This window comes from Methanocaldococcus fervens AG86, from assembly GCF_000023985.1.
In the GTDB taxonomy this organism is placed as follows: domain Archaea; phylum AGJL01; class Methanococci; order Methanococcales; family Methanocaldococcaceae; genus Methanocaldococcus; species Methanocaldococcus fervens.
In genome coordinates this window covers 46,394-63,341 of the sequence record NC_013156.1, presented here as the reverse complement: position 1 = coordinate 63,341, position 16,948 = coordinate 46,394, and the positions used below count along the sequence as shown (strand labels likewise).

18 protein-coding genes are annotated in these 16,948 nt (G+C 32.2%); 15 read left to right on the top strand and 3 right to left on the bottom strand.

The annotated features are described in order from the left end of the window. Positions 1-53 precede the first annotated feature (53 nt). Genes MEFER_RS00305 through MEFER_RS00295 form a run of 4 tightly spaced genes read left to right on the top strand, consistent with a single transcriptional unit; the run spans position 54 to position 2,387 of the window. Positions 54-857: an aspartate dehydrogenase gene (locus MEFER_RS00305; protein WP_012794927.1), complete on the top strand. Its 804-nt coding sequence runs from the start codon at positions 54-56 to the stop codon at positions 855-857. Positions 858-866: 9 nt separating this feature from the next. Further along, positions 867-1,025, top strand: coding sequence for a hypothetical protein (locus MEFER_RS08400; RefSeq protein WP_012794926.1), 159 nt, complete (start codon positions 867-869; stop codon positions 1,023-1,025). A 7-nt stretch (positions 1,026-1,032) separates the two neighbouring features. Further along, complete coding sequence (gene coaBC, locus MEFER_RS00300; RefSeq protein WP_012794925.1) at positions 1,033-2,229, top strand: bifunctional phosphopantothenoylcysteine decarboxylase/phosphopantothenate--cysteine ligase CoaBC; 1,197 nt, start codon at positions 1,033-1,035, stop codon at positions 2,227-2,229. Further along, positions 2,226-2,387 (top strand): preprotein translocase subunit Sec61beta, encoded by a 162-nt coding sequence (locus MEFER_RS00295; protein WP_012794924.1) that lies wholly within the window; start codon positions 2,226-2,228, stop codon positions 2,385-2,387. The genes coaBC and MEFER_RS00295 overlap by 4 nt, the downstream gene beginning before the upstream one ends. Here the strand turns inward: MEFER_RS00295 and MEFER_RS00290 are convergent, their stop codons facing one another. Then, positions 2,388-3,107, bottom strand: a complete 720-nt coding sequence (locus MEFER_RS00290) for a metallophosphoesterase family protein (RefSeq protein WP_012794923.1) — start codon at positions 3,105-3,107, stop codon at positions 2,388-2,390. Between the two features lie 95 nt (positions 3,108-3,202). Here MEFER_RS00290 and MEFER_RS00285 point away from each other — a divergent pair, with 95 nt between their 5' ends. The 7 genes from MEFER_RS00285 to MEFER_RS00255 are packed head-to-tail and all read left to right on the top strand — an operon-like array spanning position 3,203 to position 8,332. Next, positions 3,203-3,559: a cation:proton antiporter subunit C gene (locus MEFER_RS00285; protein ID WP_012794922.1), complete on the top strand. Its 357-nt coding sequence runs from the start codon at positions 3,203-3,205 to the stop codon at positions 3,557-3,559. Positions 3,560-3,574: 15 nt separating this feature from the next. Further along, on the top strand, positions 3,575-5,020 hold the full coding sequence (gene ehbF, locus MEFER_RS00280) for an energy conserving hydrogenase EhbF (RefSeq protein ID WP_012794921.1): 1,446 nt from the start codon (positions 3,575-3,577) through the stop codon (positions 5,018-5,020). Between the two features lie 18 nt (positions 5,021-5,038). Continuing rightward, complete coding sequence (locus tag MEFER_RS00275; protein WP_012794920.1) at positions 5,039-5,350, top strand: hypothetical protein; 312 nt, start codon at positions 5,039-5,041, stop codon at positions 5,348-5,350. Between the two features lies 1 nt (position 5,351). Further along, positions 5,352-6,134: a Na(+)/H(+) antiporter subunit B gene (locus MEFER_RS00270; RefSeq protein ID WP_012794919.1), complete on the top strand. Its 783-nt coding sequence runs from the start codon at positions 5,352-5,354 to the stop codon at positions 6,132-6,134. Positions 6,135-6,149: 15 nt separating this feature from the next. Next, positions 6,150-6,395: a hypothetical protein gene (locus MEFER_RS00265; protein WP_012794918.1), complete on the top strand. Its 246-nt coding sequence runs from the start codon at positions 6,150-6,152 to the stop codon at positions 6,393-6,395. Between the two features lie 27 nt (positions 6,396-6,422). Beyond that, positions 6,423-7,820, top strand: coding sequence for a 4Fe-4S binding protein (locus MEFER_RS00260; RefSeq protein WP_048056248.1), 1,398 nt, complete (start codon positions 6,423-6,425; stop codon positions 7,818-7,820). Further along, positions 7,802-8,332 carry a 4Fe-4S binding protein gene (locus MEFER_RS00255; RefSeq protein ID WP_012794916.1) on the top strand — a complete coding sequence of 177 codons (531 nt, stop codon included), beginning with the start codon at positions 7,802-7,804 and terminating at the stop codon, positions 8,330-8,332. Before MEFER_RS00260 ends, MEFER_RS00255 begins: the two co-directional genes overlap by 19 nt. Here MEFER_RS00255 and MEFER_RS00250 read toward each other — a convergent pair whose 3' ends face one another. After that, entirely contained in the window at positions 8,333-10,636 is a 2,304-nt protein-coding gene (locus tag MEFER_RS00250) for a DEAD/DEAH box helicase (RefSeq protein WP_012794915.1), read from the bottom strand. It lies immediately after the preceding gene. Positions 10,637-10,655: 19 nt separating this feature from the next. Beyond that, a complete protein-coding gene (taw3, locus tag MEFER_RS00245) occupies positions 10,656-11,234 on the bottom strand; it encodes a tRNA(Phe) 7-((3-amino-3-carboxypropyl)-4-demethylwyosine(37)-N(4))-methyltransferase Taw3 (RefSeq protein WP_012794914.1) in 579 nt (192 codons plus the stop codon). Positions 11,235-11,388: 154 nt separating this feature from the next. On the opposite strand from taw3, the gene rgy reads away from it, so the two are divergent. The 4 genes from rgy (at position 11,389) to MEFER_RS00225 (ending at position 16,935) form a co-directional block, all read left to right on the top strand. Further along, positions 11,389-14,748 carry a reverse gyrase gene (gene rgy / locus MEFER_RS00240; protein ID WP_048056247.1) on the top strand — a complete coding sequence of 1,120 codons (3,360 nt, stop codon included), beginning with the start codon at positions 11,389-11,391 and terminating at the stop codon, positions 14,746-14,748. A gap of 13 nt (positions 14,749-14,761) precedes the next feature. Beyond that, positions 14,762-15,253: a homoaconitase small subunit gene (gene hacB / locus MEFER_RS00235; RefSeq protein WP_012794912.1), complete on the top strand. Its 492-nt coding sequence runs from the start codon at positions 14,762-14,764 to the stop codon at positions 15,251-15,253. Between the two features lie 49 nt (positions 15,254-15,302). Then, positions 15,303-15,788 (top strand): 6-carboxytetrahydropterin synthase QueD, encoded by a 486-nt coding sequence (locus tag MEFER_RS00230; protein ID WP_012794911.1) that lies wholly within the window; start codon positions 15,303-15,305, stop codon positions 15,786-15,788. 94 nt (positions 15,789-15,882) lie between these two features. Further along, positions 15,883-16,935: a bis-aminopropyl spermidine synthase family protein gene (locus MEFER_RS00225; RefSeq protein ID WP_012794910.1), complete on the top strand. Its 1,053-nt coding sequence runs from the start codon at positions 15,883-15,885 to the stop codon at positions 16,933-16,935. Positions 16,936-16,948 lie beyond the last annotated feature (13 nt).

Here is a 16,948-nt window from a genome sequence, read left to right as displayed (position 1 = left end):
AATTGAGCTAAAATTATGTCGATTTTTGTTTTTTATTTATTGGGGGGATGATAATGTTTAAAATTGGTATTGTTGGTTGTGGAGCCATAGGTAGTTTTATTTCAAAAAAAGTTTTAGATGGAACCATAAAAAACACTAAGGTAGTTGCTGTTTATGATAAAAATTTGGATAAGATGGAAGAGCTTTCAAAATTAACCGGGGCTAAGATATGCAAAAGCGTTGATGATTTGGTTAAAGAGGATTTAGATTTAGTTGTTGAAGCTGCATCAGTAAGGGCAGTTGAAGAGGTTGCTGAGAAATCATTGACAAATAAAAAAGATGTATTGATAATGAGCGTTGGTGCGTTGGTAGATAAAAATTTATTTTTAAAGCTTCAAAATTTAGCTAAAAATGCTGGAAAAAAGATATATCTTCCATCAGGAGCCATTGGCGGATTAGATGCTATAAAAGCCATGAGATTGGGAAAAATAAAGGAGGTTATTTTAAAAACAACAAAGCCAGTCAATGCCTTAGAAGATGCTTTAAAAAATCTCGGCTACAATGTAAAAGATATAAAAGAGCCCGTAATTGTTTTTGAAGGAGATGTTTTTGAAGCTATAAAGGAATTTCCAGCAAATATAAACGTTTCAGTAACTTTATCAATAGCTGCAGAGTTCCCAGCAAAAGTTATGATTGTTGCAGATCCTAACGCTAAATTAAACAAACATGAAGTAATTGTTAAGAGCTCCATAGGGAAATTAAAGGTCTGTGTTGAAAATGTTCCATTTGAAGAAAATCCAAGAACTTCTGCATTGGCTGCATATTCCGCCGTTAGATTAATAAGAGATTTAGCTGAGCCAATAAAAGTTGGAACATGAGTTGAGATTATGAAAGATATAGAAAAATTTACAGTTATTGATTTAGATGGCTTAGATGACTTTATAAAAAAGATTAAATGCCCCAATTGTTCTTATGAATTTAAATGTGTTGGAGATAAAGTTATATGCCCAAAATGCAAGACAATTATAAACTTAAAAGGAGAATAGTGAAATCATGCACCCAACCAAATTATTGAAAGGAACTAAATCAAAACTCTTAGAAGGAAAAAAGATATTGGTTGCAGTAACTTCATCAATAGCTGCTATTGAATCTCCCAAATTAATGAGGGAATTAATAAGGCATGGAGCAGAGGTTTACTGCATAGTTACTGAGGAAGTTAAAAAAATTATTGGTAAAGACGCCTTAAAATTTGGCTGTGGAAATGATGTTTATGAAGAAATTACTGGAGATATTGAGCATATATTTTTATACAATGAATGCGACTGCCTTTTGATATATCCAGCAACAGCAAACATAATTTCAAAAATAAACTTAGGAATTGCTGATAACATTGTAAATACAACATTCTTAATGTTCTTTGGAAATAAACCAGTATTTATTGTCCCGGCAATGCATGAAAACATGCTTAAATCCATTGAAAGGCATATAGATGAGCTTAAAAATAAGGATAATGTTTATATTGTATCACCAAGATTTGAGGAAGGAAAGGCAAAGGTCGCGAGTGTTGAAGAAATTGTTGGCTTTATTATTGAAAAGATTGGAAATGATTTAAAGAGGGAAAGAAATAGAGTTTTAATATTGAATGGAGGGACTGTTGAATTTATAGATAAGGTTAGGGTTATAACTAATCTATCATCTGGAAAAATGGGCGTTGCATTAGCTGAGGCATTTTGTAAAGAGGGGTTTTATGTTGAGGTTATAACGGCTATGGGTTTAGAGCCCCCATATTATATAAAAAATCATAGGGTTTTAACAGCCAAAGAGATGCTAAATAAAGCCATTGAATTGGCTAAAGATTTTGATATAATTATTTCATCAGCGGCAATATCTGATTTTACAGTTGAGAGTTTTGAAGGAAAATTAAGTTCTGAGGAAGAGCCAATATTAAAATTAAAAAGAAATCCAAAGGTCTTAGAAGAGTTGAGAAAAGCTTATAAAGATAAAATAATTATTGGATTTAAGGCGGAGTATAACTTAAATGAGGAAGATCTTATAAATAAAGCTAAGGAGAGATTAAACAAATATAATTTAAATATGATTATTGCCAATGATTTAAGTAAGCACTACTTTGGAGACGATTATACAGAGGTTTATATTATAACGAAGGATGATGTTGAAAAGGTCTCTGGTTCTAAAAAAGAAGTTGCTGAAAAAATTGTTGAAAAAGTTGTAGGATTGGTGAAATCATGAGTAAAAGGGAAGAAACAGGATTAGCTACGAGTGCGGGATTAATAAGATATATGGATGAAACGTTTTCAAAGATTAGAATTAAGCCTGAACACGTCCTTGGATTTACCATTGCTTTCGTTATTATTGAGGCTATTTTAACTTACGGTAGATTTTTATAATTACCTTCCTAAAAATAACCTCTCTCCCAACCATTCTGGCAATCCACTTTTAACAATCTTTTCATAAGCTCCTTTAATATTATATTCAACTCTAACAATTTCTATTTTAAAGTTTTTCTCATCAAATATGCAATAACTTGCCTTGTTTATTCCATCTCTTGGCTGCCCTATACTTCCAGGATTTATTAGATATTTTTTATCCTCTTCCAAATAAACACTACCTTTATGAATCAATAAATTCCCTTCTTCAGAATTTACAAATGGTATGTGGGAGTGTCCAACGAATATTAAATCACCACAATCAAATACCTCATCAACATAATCTGGATATAAATACTCCCACAACTCAGGATATTTAGGATTTGCATGTGAGAATATAATTTTTTTATTTTTTATCTTTTCCTCAATAACTAAGGGTAGAGAATCTAAAAATTTTAAATTTTCAGGTTTTATAAATTTTTTAGTCCATAATATTGCTATAGCTCCATATTTGTTAAAGAAATCTAAGCTCTCTTTTCCTAAAACACCATAATCATGGTTTCCAGCTACGCATTTGCACTTAGCTCCTTTTATTAACTCTACGCACTCATTTGGATTAGCACCATAACCAACAATATCTCCCAAACATACAATATTTTTAATGCCTCTATTTTTTATATCATTTAAAACAGCCTCTAATGCCTCTAAGTTGGAGTGTATATCGCTTATTATAGCCATCATAAAAATCACCTTAAATTGATTGCTCTAACGTAATATTTATATAGTGTTAAACCCAATCTGTCATTAATAATAATGATAAATTATTGGTGGATAGAATGGATTTTCAAATGGCTTCGTTTATCACATCAGGACTTTTAGTAATTATTGGATTATATGGCGTGTTTTTTGTTGATAATGTTCTAAAAAAAATCATAGCTTTGGAGTTTTTAGGAAATGGGGTGAATTTAGCACTTATAACTATTGGATATAATGGAAGAATAGTGCCAATAAAACTACCTGGGGTTTCTTTTGAAGTGTTTGCTAAGGAATCTGCCTATCCACTAACTCATGCATTGGTATTGACAAACATAGTTATAGAGGCTTCAATGCTCGCCGTAATGCTTGGAGTTTCTATAATATTGTATAAAAAATACAAAACACTTAAAAGTTCTGTAATATTGAAAGAAGATTAAACTTAAGGTGGAAAGATGAACTACTTGCCAATGATAGTTGTGTTTCCATTAATTATGGCAATAATAATGAATTTACTACATGGAAAAGAAAAGGCTGTAAAATATATAACATTTATCACAGCTGCAATTTTAATTATTCTGCCATTTATTAGCCAATACGGCTATTACTACTTTGGAGGACATGGAGTTGTTGATGGATGGGTTTCCGGTATAGCATATCTCTACAATCCAGCAAAGCAGGCAGTTATTGTAACCTTATCTTTAATTGCCTCTCTCGTCTTAATTTCAGGAATGGGGGAGAAATTAACAAACAATATGTTTGTTACCCTTACTTTGATGGGATTTGCGAGCGTTGCAGCAATAGTTTTAGCTGATGATATCTTCAACCTATATGTGTTTTTTGAGATAGTTTCAATAGTTCAGGCTGGATTAGTATTTTTGTCTGGAACTGAAGAGGCATATAAGGCTGGATTAAGATATATGATACTTGGGAATGTTGCAGCATCTTTAATGCTATTGGGAATAGCGTTTTTATTAGCTTCAACTGGAACTTTAAACATTACAGACATGAAAAACTATATTTTGGTTGATAATCCAATGATTTATGGAGGTTTACTGCTGTTAATTGTTGGTTTAACTTATGGAGCTGGTCTTCCTCCATTCCATAACGTTAAAGCTGATTTGTATGCAAGATCTAAGGGCTTTATCTCTGCAATGCTACAAACGTATTCAAAGTTTGTATTAGTAGGTTTAATGATAGTTATTTTAAAGCTATTCAATGGATTGGATTACTTTGTAAGTGCTCATGGAGTTTTAATTGCCTTAGGAGTTTTGGCAATGGTATTTGGTGTTGTAATGGCTTTACTGCAAAGTGATTATAAGAGATTGTTGGCATATCACGCTATAAGTCAAGGGGGATATGTAGCTACTGGATTAGCTTTAGGAACTCCATTGGGAATTGTTGCAGGTATCTTCCATGCTATAAATCACGTTATTTATAAATCTGCCTTATTTTTAGGGGCTTATATTGTGAGCCATAAAGGAGGAAGTAATTTGCATAAATTAGGGGGCTTACTGCCTTTAATGCCTTCTGTAGCATTTATGGTTTTATGTGCAAAGCTTGCGATAAGTGGAGTTCCACCATTCAACGGGTTTCAGAGTAAGTGGATGCTTGCTCAGGCGGCTATGCAAGTAAATATGCCAGAAATAGCTATGATAATGATTATAGTTAGTATTGGAACCTTCGTTTCTATGATGAAAGCATTTTATTTAATTTACTTAAAGCCAGTTGATGAAGAAACTCTAAAAGAATACCAAAACAAGGGAGTTCCTAAACTTGCGGTCTTCAGCTTATTTGTATTAACCGCTTTATGTGTAATAATTGGTATCTACCCAGATATTGTAACAAACTATCTCTGGGACTACGCAAATGAGTTAGGAGTTAATTATTGTTTAAAATAATTAATTTGGGTGGATTTTATGGATTATAATGAATTTCAAAAAAAGTTGGATAAAGAAGAGCATGGGGATGGAATTACAGTTGGTGCAGTATTTGCTGGAGAATATACTCTATACTTGTTGTTCATCTTTGGAGCTTTGATTATCGGTAGGATTTATGAAAAAACTTTAATGACTTTGTTTGGTTTAGCTGCTTTAGCCTTCTCTTTAGCAATATCACCTTTAATTTTTAAGTTTAAGGAAGAGAATTCAAATGCTATAAACTACCAGTTGTTTTGGCTCTCTGTCTTTTTAGGGGCAATGGCATTCTGCATCTATATGACAAGGTGGTAAAATGAATTCCAAAAGAGATTTAGTTGTTGCCTTATCGTTCTTTATGTTTGGGGCGAGCATTTTATACAGCTTGGCAAACATGCAAGTAAATCCAGGGGTTAATGTTGTTTATCTTACAAATTATATAATCCCAAACTACGTATGTGCCGTGATATTTGATTGGAGGGCTTACGACACATTGGGGGAGTGTTTGGTTTTAGTTGTTGCAGTTATGGTTTCTTGGGTTGTATTTGGAAAGGCATTGTATGACAACACATACTTAAAAGAGATATTTAAAGCTCCCGAATCAGAGGATTATATAACAATAAAAGGTTGGGGTGAATTCACACCAATAATTAAATTTTTAGCATTCCCTATGAGTGTTCTAATGGTTGCTTTAGGGATTGTAACTATATTGGGTGGGCATATAACTCCTGGAGGAGGTTTTCAAGGAGGGGCATTAATAGCAGCAGCGTTGATATTGTCAGTAACTGCATTTGGTTCTAATAGCCCATTATGGTTTGAACATAAATTTTTAGAGAGATTAGAGGCATTAGGGGCTTTAACTTATTTGCTGTTAGGTGTTGCTGGAATGTTTATAGGAGGTTATTACCTATTCAACTTTACAGAGATTAATGGATATATGGTATTTCCAGCTCCAAAAGAGATTATAACCGCTGGTATTATCCCATATCTAAACATTGCTGTAGGATTAAAAGTTTTAGCTGGGCTTTCAACTGCTGCATTCTTGCTATCTTGTGAAAAGGTCATTATCGAAAAAATTGAAAAATCAGAGGAAAAATAACATTGGTGGTTTGAAATGCTTGATGCAATAATGTCAAATTATTTATACTATCCTTCAATTCTTGCATTTTTGTTTGGGATATTGATTGGGGCTAAGTATAGGCACAAAATAGGAAACATTTTCGGCTATTTAATTTTAGCAGTGGTTATAGCATATTTTTTAAAAGAATTCCCATATTATGATTTATTGCCTTTATCTTGCACTTATTTATCTGCAGTTATTGGAATAATTATTGGAAACAGGTTATTTAGAAAATACTAATTTAAATTTAATATTTTTGGTGATAGGATGATTATAACCATACTGGATAAATGTAGAGTGGAAGAAAAATGCCAATCTTGTCCTTTTTCACAAACATCTAAGTGTATGGAAGCCTGTCCAACAGATGCAATATTTTTATTAAATAATAAGAGCTTTTCCTGCTTAACTTGTGGAGAGTGTGCAAGAAACTGCCCAAATAAAGCAATTAAAAGAAACAAGTTTGGAGGCTACTACGTAGATAGAAGGAGATGCAACGGCTGTGGAGTATGCGCTAGTGTATGCCCAATAAACATTATAAAAATTACAGAAAAAGATGGAAAGAAGTTTCCAATGGGTATTTGCTCAATGTGTGGTGTCTGCGTTGAAGTCTGCCCTTATAACGCAAGAGTTAGCTCTTACGAGTTATTAAATACAAAGAGGGAAAGATTGGCAGAAAGATACTTAAAAGTTTTAGAAAGCCTTATGAAGGTTAAAATATTTAATGTTGAAGAAAAATCAGGAAAAATCGTTGAAAAAGTGGAAAGAACATCAATTAAAATTTATAGAGATAAATGCGTAGGTTGTTTGAGATGCTCTTATTTATGTCCAAGAGAATCCATCAATCCAGAAACCATAGATGCATGTACCTCCTGCAATTTGTGTGGGGAGAGTTGCCCAAAAGATGCCATAAAAGATGGGGAAGTAGCTTACAACAAATGCGTCCTCTGTCTAAAATGTGTTGAAATCTGCCCTAACGATGCTTTAAAGGTTGAGAACTTTAGAGTTGTTAAAGTTAAGGAGAATAAAACATCCCAGCCAAAAAGTTATTGTATAAACTGTGGGTTGTGTGCTAACAACTGCCCAAGCGGAGCTTTAAGGTTTGAAGATGGGCACTTATTTTACAGCCCAGATGCTTGTTGGAAATGTCTAAAATGTGTTGAAATCTGCCCTAACGATGTTAGAAGAGTTAAAGACGATAAAGTTGTTGGTGGCTGTTCCTTGTGTAAGATTTGTTTAAACAACTGTCCAGAAAATGCTATAGAGATAACCACAGTTAAATTAGAAAAGATTAAAGATGAAAACTGTATATTGTGTGCTACATGCTCAAATGTTTGCCCAATGGATGCTATAATCGTAGATAGAAGTAATGGAGAAGTTTTATTTACAGACAACTGCATATCTTGTGAAACTTGTGCTATCCACTGCCCAAGAGATGTAATTCCAAACACTACTGGATATAAAAAGGTTGTTGATAGGGAAAACTCGTTTATTAGGGTTGATATGGACTTCTGCATAAAATGTGGTTTATGCAATAAGGCATGCCCAAATAACTGCATAGATTATGGAGTTGTTGATAAAGAGAAGTGTGAGTTTTGTGGAGCTTGTTATAACATCTGCCCAACTAAGGCAATATATTTGCATAGAAAATGGAAAGTAAAAGAATAAATTTTTTGGTGATTAAATTGGATGAGCTGAAAAAATTTGCCAAAATATTTTTAACTGGAATATATGAGAATTTAGAGAGAATCATCTTTGGCTCTGATAGGTATACAAGCTTAGAGATGAGAAACGCTATATTATCTGGAACTGTTAAAATTCCAAAAACAGTTATTGAAGAGCTTTGTATTGGTTGTGAAGGATGTGCCAACGTATGCCCAACAAAGGCAATTGAAATGATTCCAACTGAGCCAGTTAAGATAACTGAAAACTATGTTAAAGATAAAATACCAAAAATTAACCCAGAGAGGTGCATCTATTGCCTATACTGCCATGATTTTTGTCCAGTATTTTCAGTATTTAATGAAATATCTCCAATTCATTCAAGAGATGTTGGAGAAGATTACATAGAGGTCGATATCTCAAAATTACTACAGAAAAAGATTGAGATTTCTGAAGAGCAGATAAACAAAATTAGCTCTATCCTCTCAATCAATCTAAGGAGGATTATCAAAAGTTGATCATTCATATTTTGCAGTTAAAACCTCTCTAATCTTCTTAGCCCTCTCTTTTCCAACTCCTTCAACCTTCATCAACTCCTCTTCTTTTGCAGTAAATACATTTTCAACAGTTTTAAAATGCTTTAATAACCTATCAGCCAAAGCTCCACCAACGTCTGGTAAACTTTCAACGATAAATCTCTGCTGTTCTTTTAAAGACATCGTAGTTTTTCCATATCTTACCATAACAGCCCTTTTCTCCTTTATCTGCTCTTTCTCAGCAATTTTTATTAATAAATCAGCTGTTTCTTCAGCATTTTTTGTAAATACTATTGGAATACCAAAATCAAAAATTATTGATAAAATAGCTCCTTTAATAGCGTTTTCATGCAATCTGCTAAAGTTTTCACCTTCAATAATCAACAATGGCTTTTCTACCTTTTTTAAATTTTTCAACTGATTAAATAACCTTTTATCAATAATTGAATTTACAAAATCTTCAGCCGTCTTCCTCTCAACAATTACCCTATCACTTAAAACATAGTCACCAACTTCCAAGGTTTTTAGCTCAACATCTGCATAGTTATGTAGAAGTTTAGCCATATTTTTCTCTCTAACGTCCACAATAATCTTTACTGGTTTTTTTGTCTTTATATTTTCAATTTTAAGTCTTTCTTCTTTACTTTCTGGTTTAGTTTCAGCTTGTTTAATAAAATCCAATATCGTCATTGGTTTTTTTGTTTCCTCTTCTTTTGTTGTTTTTGTTGAAGGTTTTTCAACTTCTTTAATTTTTTCTTCAGTTTTTTCTTCTTTTTCTTTTTCTTCGAATTTCTTCTGTAATCTTTTATTCAACAGGTAGCACATATTTTTTAACAGTCTCTTCATTTCCCTCTCTTTATATAAAGCGCTTCTATAATATGCCTCATCAGTTGTTCCCTTTGCTATTAAAATATAAGCCTTTCCACCCTCCCCTCTCATCGCCCTACCTCTTCTCTGAATAAACCTAATTTCAGAAGGAACTGGCTCGTAAAATATGATGTAATTTACTGTTGGAATATCTATTCCTTCCTCAGAAACGCTTGTTGAAACCAAAACACTCCCTTCTCTCTTAAATTTCTCTATTGCCTCTATCTGTTGCTTTTGACTCATTCCTTTTCCTTCTTTATTCGCCTGTCCAATAAATCTTATCGCCTTAATGCCATTTTGATGTAATAGATTAACGATTTTTTCCACAGTATCTCTGTATTGTGCAAAAACAATAATTCTCTCATCTTTATTTTTTTCTAAAATATTTTTAACCATATCAACAACTTTTTCTAATTTTGGATGCTCAACATTAGATTCCATTAATAAATTAACCGCTTCTCTAATTTTTTCATCGTTAGAAATTGATTTTGCAGATTTTGTTCTTTGCATTGATAATTTATTAATATAGCTTAAAAAAACAGTTTTCCCTTGACTTTCTAAAAGCTCTTTAGCATGCATAAGCTTTAAAGCTTCAGAGCAAACTCTTATAAGCTCATATTTAACTTCCTCATCATAAGAGAATAGCTTATTATTTAATTCAATGAGTTCTGTTTTTGTTACATTTGCAATGGAATTTATAACTCCAAAATCTTTTAATATCTTTAACCTCTCTTTTAACGCTTCATTTATTAATTTTAACGCTTTTTTAAACTCAGGAGGTAGCTCAATTCTAATAGGGGTTAGCTTTACCTTAGCAACGTATGGCTTTACATCCTCATCATCTTCAGTTCTAACTTCAACATGTTCAATTCCCAAATTTTCGCAGATTTCCATAACTTTATCTATATCAGAACCTGGAGAGGCCGTTAATCCCAAAACATGGCATTTATCTTTAAATTTTTTTGCTACAAATGCATAGGCATGGTCTCCCGTAGTGTGATGAGCTTCATCAGCTATTAGTAAAACAAAATCATCAATATTTATCCTTCCAGCTATAATATCGTTTTCAATAACCTGTGGCGTGGCAACAAATATCTTCCCCTTTTTATAAAGTTCAGCTCTTTTATTTGGAGATATTTTCCCTGTTAAAGCTATTATCATATTTTCATCAATATTTAAAACATCTTTCAACCTGTTGCAGTGTTGCTCAACTAAAGGTCTTGATGGAGCTAAGATTAAAACCTTTCCATCCTTTTTTGTTAAAATACCTGCTATAACCAAAATTGCTATAGCAGTTTTCCCTAAACCTGTCGATAAAACGCATAATGTTTTTTTCTTTAATGCATTTGCCGCAATAATCTGCTGATACAACCTCGCTTCCAATTTGTTTGGCTTTATTAATGGATGTTCAATATACATAACTATCCTACTCTTTATTTTATTTTAGCTCATCTAACCTATTAGCCCATCTCATCAAAATTTCTCTCGCCTTTTTAAGTTTTGAGTTGCTATAATCTAACAAAAACTTTAGATAGTTTTCATCAACAAATAATCTTCCATCTTCACCTATTGGAGCATCTACCTTATAGGTTGTTAAAATCTCAACAATAATCCTTCTATCTGAAATTGATTTTATAGATGAAGCTTTTAATCCAGAGTGTATAGCCAATTCAAGCATTTTTTTCGCTGATATTATATCTTTACATGCAATATGCAGTATGGGAGAGTTCATAACAAAAACTATATACCCCTCTTTTCTATTTTTTAAAGCGTTAAACATCTCCTCATAGTTAGCGTAATGGTGCCATTTTCCAAGCCATCTCGAATATAATTTTGGATTCTTATTTTTTGGGATTTCCATTATTCCTACTCTGCCAATACAGCTGGATGTTGTATAATAGCTGTCAATCCCATTAATTTTGTTTAATATTGGTATTATCTCCTCATCTACCAAACCTTCTCTTATAGCAAGTTCCAAATTCATCAAAGTCCTTTTTTTATCCTCTAAAAATCCCATACTCCCACTATCTTAAAGTTTAATGTAATGTTTAAATTCTTTAATTTTGAATAACTAAAGTTTCAGGCAAAAACTTTTTAAATCCTTTCATGCCAAATCAACATTAAAAATAATAATTAAATAACTTATAAGGATTTTCATGTTGGTGTTACTTATGATACCGATGATATATAAAGAGATGTGTCCAAACTGTAATGGAGAGATAACGAGTAAAAGATTGGAAATTGGGGTTTGCGAAAAATGTTTAAAAGAAGAAAAGGCCTTTGAAAAGTTAAAACTATGTGAGAAGCTTAGAGAAGAAAAGACATTAAAAAATTTAAAAAATTACTGCAATATTTGGAATGAATTTAAAGAATTTGAGGAATTTGTAAAAGATTTGGGATTTGAACTTTTAAGTATACAGAAGATGTGGGCAAAGAGGGTTTTAAAAAATAAAAGCTTCTCAATTGTTGCTCCAACAGGTGTGGGGAAGAGCTTTTTTGGTATATTGATGAGCTTATTTTTATCAAAAAAAGGAAAGAAATGCTATATAATTTTACCTACAACACTTTTAGTTAAGCAAACTTACGAAAAAATGATATCTCTAATAGAAAAAAATAATTTAAATGTTAAAGTTGTTGCCTATCATTCAGAGTTATCAACAAAAGAGAAGAAAGAAGCGAAAGAGAGAATAGATAACAACGATTACGATATATTAATAACAACCTCCAACTTTTTAGCTAAAAACATGCCAAATAACGTATTTGATTTCATCTTTGTTGATGACGTTGATGCTTTATTAAAAGCCTCAAAAAACATTGATAGAACTTTGAAGCTGTTAGGATTTGATGATGAAATTATAAACGAAGCTTATAAGATAATTTATTTAATAAAAATTGGTAAAATAGAGAGTGCATTAAAAAAGAGAGAATTTTTAAAGAAAAAAATATCTAAAATAAATCACGGATGTTTAATTATCGCCTCTGCTACTGGAAAAAGCTATGGGGATAGAGTTAAACTCTATAGAGAGCTTTTAGATTTTGAAATAGGGTTTGGAATGAATAAGCTTAGGGATGTTGCTGATATTTATGACGAAGAATTTAGCAAGGAAAAAATTTTGGAATATGTAAAATTATTTGGCTCTGGAGGAATTGTATTTGTATCAATTGATTACGGTGTTGAAAAAGCTCAAGAAATTGAGAAGTTTTTATTAAAAAATAATATTAAGGCAAAACTAATTCATTCAAAGGACAAAAAAGGTTTTGATGACTTTAGAAATGGGGAGATAGATGTTTTAATTGGTGTTGCCTCATACTATGGAGTTTTAGTTAGAGGTTTAGATATGCCAGAAAGAGTTAGATATGCCATATTTTACGGCATTCCAAAGTTTAAAATTAGATTAAAAGAATATATAAACAGTTTAAAAGAAAAAGGGGAGTTAAAGGAAGATATTGACATTGAAGGAAAAACGGAAGAGGAGATTAGAGAGATAATCGTTGAAAAATTAAAGATAAAGAATTTTTCATTAAGAAAAGAAGATGGAGAGTATTTGTTATTAATTCCAGATGTAAAAACCTATATCCAAGCTTCCGGAAGAACTTCAAGGATGACAGAGTTTGGTTTAACTAAAGGGGCAAGTATTGTTTTGGTGGATGAGAAGGAGATTTTTGAAGCTCTAAAAAAGTATATGCTGTTTATGTATGAAAGTGAATTTAGGAAGATTGATGAAATAAACTTAGAAGAGCTAATTAAAAAGATTGATGAAGATAGGGAGAAGATAAAATTAGGAAGGGCTAAAGGTAAAGTTCCAGATTTATTAAAATCTGTTTTAATGGTTGTAGAAAGCCCAAATAAGGCAAGAACTATAGCTAATTTCTTCGGAAAGCCATCTGTTAGGAAGATAAACAACAGGAACATATATGAGGTTTGTATTGGAGACTTAAACTTAATTATAACTGCAAGTGGGGGGCATGTGTTTGATTTAGTTACAAAAGAAGGATTTTATGGAATTAAAATAGATAACAACCTGTATATTCCAATATACGCCTCAATTAAAAAAGTGAATGGAGAGCAATTTACAGACCAGAAGAACTTTGAAAAGTTGATAAAACAGCTAATGGAGAGAGGAGAGAGAGTAAATGCAATGGATGCAAAGGAAAATATAGAGATTATTAGAGAGATTGCAGATGAGGTTGATGCCATATTCATAGCAACAGATATTGATACAGAGGGGGAAAAAATCGGCTACGATATTGCTTTAAATGCTCTTCCATTTAACAAAAATATCTATAGAGTCGGATTTAATGAGATTACTAAGAGAGCTATATTAAAGGCAGTAGAATCATTTAAAAAAGGAGAGGAGCTTAGCTTAGATGAAAACAAAGTTAAAGGTCAGATAGTTAGGAGGATAGAAGATAGATGGATTGGATTTAGATTGAGTCAAAAACTTTGGGAGGTGTTTAATAAAAATTACCTCTCAGCCGGTAGGGTTCAAACGCCAGTATTGGGATGGATTATAGAGAGATACAACGAGCATAAAATAAAAGTTCCTTACTTATCTTTGAGATTAGAAAATGACATATACGTTGGAAAAATTTGGGAAGAGGAATTTAATAAAGATGAGGTTGAAGTTGAAGTTAATATTTATGATAAGGAGATATCTCCTCTCCCACCATTCACAACAGATACATTATTGGAGGAAGCTACGAAGAGATTTGGGCTGAGTGCTGATGAAGTGATGGCTATAGCTCAAGAATTATTTGAGCTGGGCTTAACCACCTACCACAGAACAAGTTCAACAAGGGTATCGTTGGATGGAATGAGAGTGGCTAAGGAGTATTTAAAGCTAAATAACTTAGAAGATTACCTAAAAAATAGAGAATACTTCATGGAAGGGGCTCATGAATGTATAAGACCTACAAAACCAATGGATACAGAGGAGCTTATTGAGTTTTTGAAAGAGAGCAATATAAAATTAACCAAAAATCATATAAAAGTTTATGATTTGATATTTAGAAGATTTTTGGCTTCTCAGATGAAAGAGGCAGTTGTGGAATATGAGGAGATATATATAAAAGATTTGGATGAAAAGATTGAAGGCTACATAGATGTGAAATTTGATGGATGGAGCAAAATTTATAACTTAAAGTTAAAAAAGCTTCCAAAGGTTGAGAAAAACTCTTTAAAAATATTGGAGAAGAAGATTACAAAAATTCCAAAAGTTCCATTGTATGATGAGGGAGAAGTTGTTAAATTGATGAAAGAGAGGGGCATTGGAAGGCCTTCAACTTATGCCCAAATAATTAAAAAGTTATTAGATAGAGGATATGTGACTAAAAGCAAAAACAAAGGTAAGTTAATCCCAACAAAGTTAGGAACTGAAGTTTATAATTATTTAATAAACAATTATCCTAATCTAATATCTGAAGAGAGAACGAGGGAGTTGGAAGAGATTATGGACAAAATTGAAAATGGGGAAGTTGATTATTTAGAGGTTTTAAAAGCGTTACATGAAGAGATTTTAAGCATTAAATAAAATTGGTGATAAAATGGTTATCAAAGGAAGAGTCCACAAATTTGGAGATGACGTTGATACCGATGCGATAATTCCGGGGCCATATTTGAGAACCACAGATCCCTATGAGTTAGCTTCCCACTGTATGGCAGGAATTGATGAAGATTTTCCAAAAAAAGTTAAAGAAGGAGATGTTATTGTCGCTGGAGAAAACTTTGGATGTGGCTCAAGTAGAGAGCAGGCTGTGATAGCAATAAAATACTGTGGAATTAAGGCGGTTATAGCCAAAAGCTTTGCAAGAATATTTTACAGAAATGCCATCAACGTTGGATTAATCCCAATAATAGCTAATACCGATGAAATTGAAGATGGAGATGTTGTTGAGATTGATTTGGATAAAGAAGAAATTAAAATAATTGATAAAGATAAAACAATAAAGTGTGAAGCTCCAAAAGGTCTGGAAAGAGAAATTTTAAATGCTGGAGGTTTAGTCAATTATTTGAAGAGAAAAACTAAAATTAATTAAATTTTTTAAATTTTACTAAAATTTTTAAAAATAAAAAAGGTGTAAAATAATGATGTTAGAACTAAATGGACTACATGCTGGTTTTAGGTTTTCTTCTGCCCATATTGTATTTGGACATCCTTCTTGTGGAGTGATACATGGGCATTCCTATTATGTCGATGTAAAACTTTGTGGAGAAAGGGCTGGAGAATTTAAATTTGTTTGCGATTTTAAGATAGTTAAAAAGATTGTAAAAGAGATTTGTGATAAGTTAGACCACAAATTAATACTCCCAAAGAATCATGAGAATGTTTATTATGAGCTGAGAGATAAGGCATTATACTTTAAATATGAGAATAAAGAATACAGTATTCCTGTTGAAGATGTTATTTTATTGCCTATTCCATCAACCACTGCTGAAGATCTGGCAATATATTTTGCCAATGAGATAGCAGATAGGTTAAAAAATCTTGGTTTTTCCAACATAGAATGGATAGAAGTGGCTATCAACGAAGGAATAGGGCAAGGAGCTTGCTATAGAAAATACCTAAAATAAGATTTTAAAACTTTTAATAACTTTTCCTAAAGACATATAAACTACTTTTAAGTAAATAATATAACAGCGAAGTCTTACTAAAAGAGGTGAAATGATGGAAAAAATTTTAGAGAAGGTCAGAGCGAAATCAGAGATTCCAGTATATGACAAGTCAGTGGAAAACGTGTTGTCAGCTATTTTAACATCAAGCGATTTTTGGAAGATTGTTGATTTAAGCGAAGAGCCATTACCCTTAGTTGCTGATATTATAAGAGTTTTAGAAGAAGAGGGGTTAGTAAAAATAGGTGAAGGAATAGAATTTACTGAAAAAGGGAATGAATTTATAAAATCTTATGGAATTGGAAAGAGAGAGGATGATGTTTGTGAATGCTGTGAGGGGAGAGGAGTTTCTTTAAAGAATTACGAAGATTTATTAAAGAAATTTAAAGAAATCGTTAAAAATAGACCTATGCCAAAACACGAATACGACCAAGGTTTTGTTACACCAGAGTGCACAGTTTCAAGAATTGCTTTGATGAACTCGAGAGGAGATTTATTCAATAAAGATGTTTTGGTTTTAGGGGACGATGATTTAACAAGCATTGCCTTAATGCTCTCAAATCTCCCTAGAAAAATAGTTGTTGTTGACATTGATGATAGATTAATTAATTTTATAAAAAATGTGGCTGAAGAGTTAAATTACAAAAACATAGAGGTTATAACATTAGATTTAAGAAAGCCACTCCCAGAAAAATACAGCAGAGCGTTTGATACCTTTATAACTGACCCACCAGAAACCGTCTATGCTGTAAAAACATTTATTGGGAGAGGAATATCAGCATTAAAAGGAGAGAGGAGAGCAGGTTACTTTGGAATTACAAGAAGGGAAAGCTCATTGGATAAATGGAGAGAGATTCAAAGAACATTGATAAATGAGTTCAATGTAGTTATAACAGACATAATAAGGAATTTCAACCATTATGTAAATTGGGGATATGAAGAAGAAACAAGAGCTTGGAGATTAACTCCAGTAAAGAAAAAACCAGAAGATATTTGGTATAAATCATACATGTTTAGAATAGAGACACTAAAAGATAGTAAAGGGTTTGAAGGAGACGTTGATGTTGGGGATGAACTATACAACGATGCTGAAAGCTCAACAACATAAATAATTTTTAAAA

Coding starts and splice junctions, on each gene's coding strand:
- MEFER_RS00250 (WP_012794915.1), bottom strand. CDS start 10,636: ATGTATATTGAACATCCATTAATAAAGCCAAACAAATTGGAAGCGAGG.
- MEFER_RS00225 (WP_012794910.1), top strand. CDS start 15,883: ATGGAAAAAATTTTAGAGAAGGTCAGAGCGAAATCAGAGATTCCAGTA.
- coaBC (WP_012794925.1), top strand. CDS start 1,033: ATGCACCCAACCAAATTATTGAAAGGAACTAAATCAAAACTCTTAGAA.
- taw3 (WP_012794914.1), bottom strand. CDS start 11,234: ATGGGATTTTTAGAGGATAAAAAAAGGACTTTGATGAATTTGGAACTT.
- MEFER_RS00285 (WP_012794922.1), top strand. CDS start 3,203: ATGGATTTTCAAATGGCTTCGTTTATCACATCAGGACTTTTAGTAATT.
- MEFER_RS00265 (WP_012794918.1), top strand. CDS start 6,150: ATGCTTGATGCAATAATGTCAAATTATTTATACTATCCTTCAATTCTT.
- MEFER_RS00290 (WP_012794923.1), bottom strand. CDS start 3,107: ATGATGGCTATAATAAGCGATATACACTCCAACTTAGAGGCATTAGAG.
- MEFER_RS00295 (WP_012794924.1), top strand. CDS start 2,226: ATGAGTAAAAGGGAAGAAACAGGATTAGCTACGAGTGCGGGATTAATA.
- MEFER_RS00305 (WP_012794927.1), top strand. CDS start 54: ATGTTTAAAATTGGTATTGTTGGTTGTGGAGCCATAGGTAGTTTTATT.
- hacB (WP_012794912.1), top strand. CDS start 14,762: ATGGTTATCAAAGGAAGAGTCCACAAATTTGGAGATGACGTTGATACC.
- MEFER_RS00260 (WP_048056248.1), top strand. CDS start 6,423: ATGATTATAACCATACTGGATAAATGTAGAGTGGAAGAAAAATGCCAA.
- rgy (WP_048056247.1), top strand. CDS start 11,389: ATGATACCGATGATATATAAAGAGATGTGTCCAAACTGTAATGGAGAG.
- MEFER_RS08400 (WP_012794926.1), top strand. CDS start 867: ATGAAAGATATAGAAAAATTTACAGTTATTGATTTAGATGGCTTAGAT.
- MEFER_RS00255 (WP_012794916.1), top strand. CDS start 7,802: ATGGAAAGTAAAAGAATAAATTTTTTGGTGATTAAATTGGATGAGCTG.
- MEFER_RS00230 (WP_012794911.1), top strand. CDS start 15,303: ATGATGTTAGAACTAAATGGACTACATGCTGGTTTTAGGTTTTCTTCT.
- MEFER_RS00275 (WP_012794920.1), top strand. CDS start 5,039: ATGGATTATAATGAATTTCAAAAAAAGTTGGATAAAGAAGAGCATGGG.
- MEFER_RS00270 (WP_012794919.1), top strand. CDS start 5,352: ATGAATTCCAAAAGAGATTTAGTTGTTGCCTTATCGTTCTTTATGTTT.
- ehbF (WP_012794921.1), top strand. CDS start 3,575: ATGAACTACTTGCCAATGATAGTTGTGTTTCCATTAATTATGGCAATA.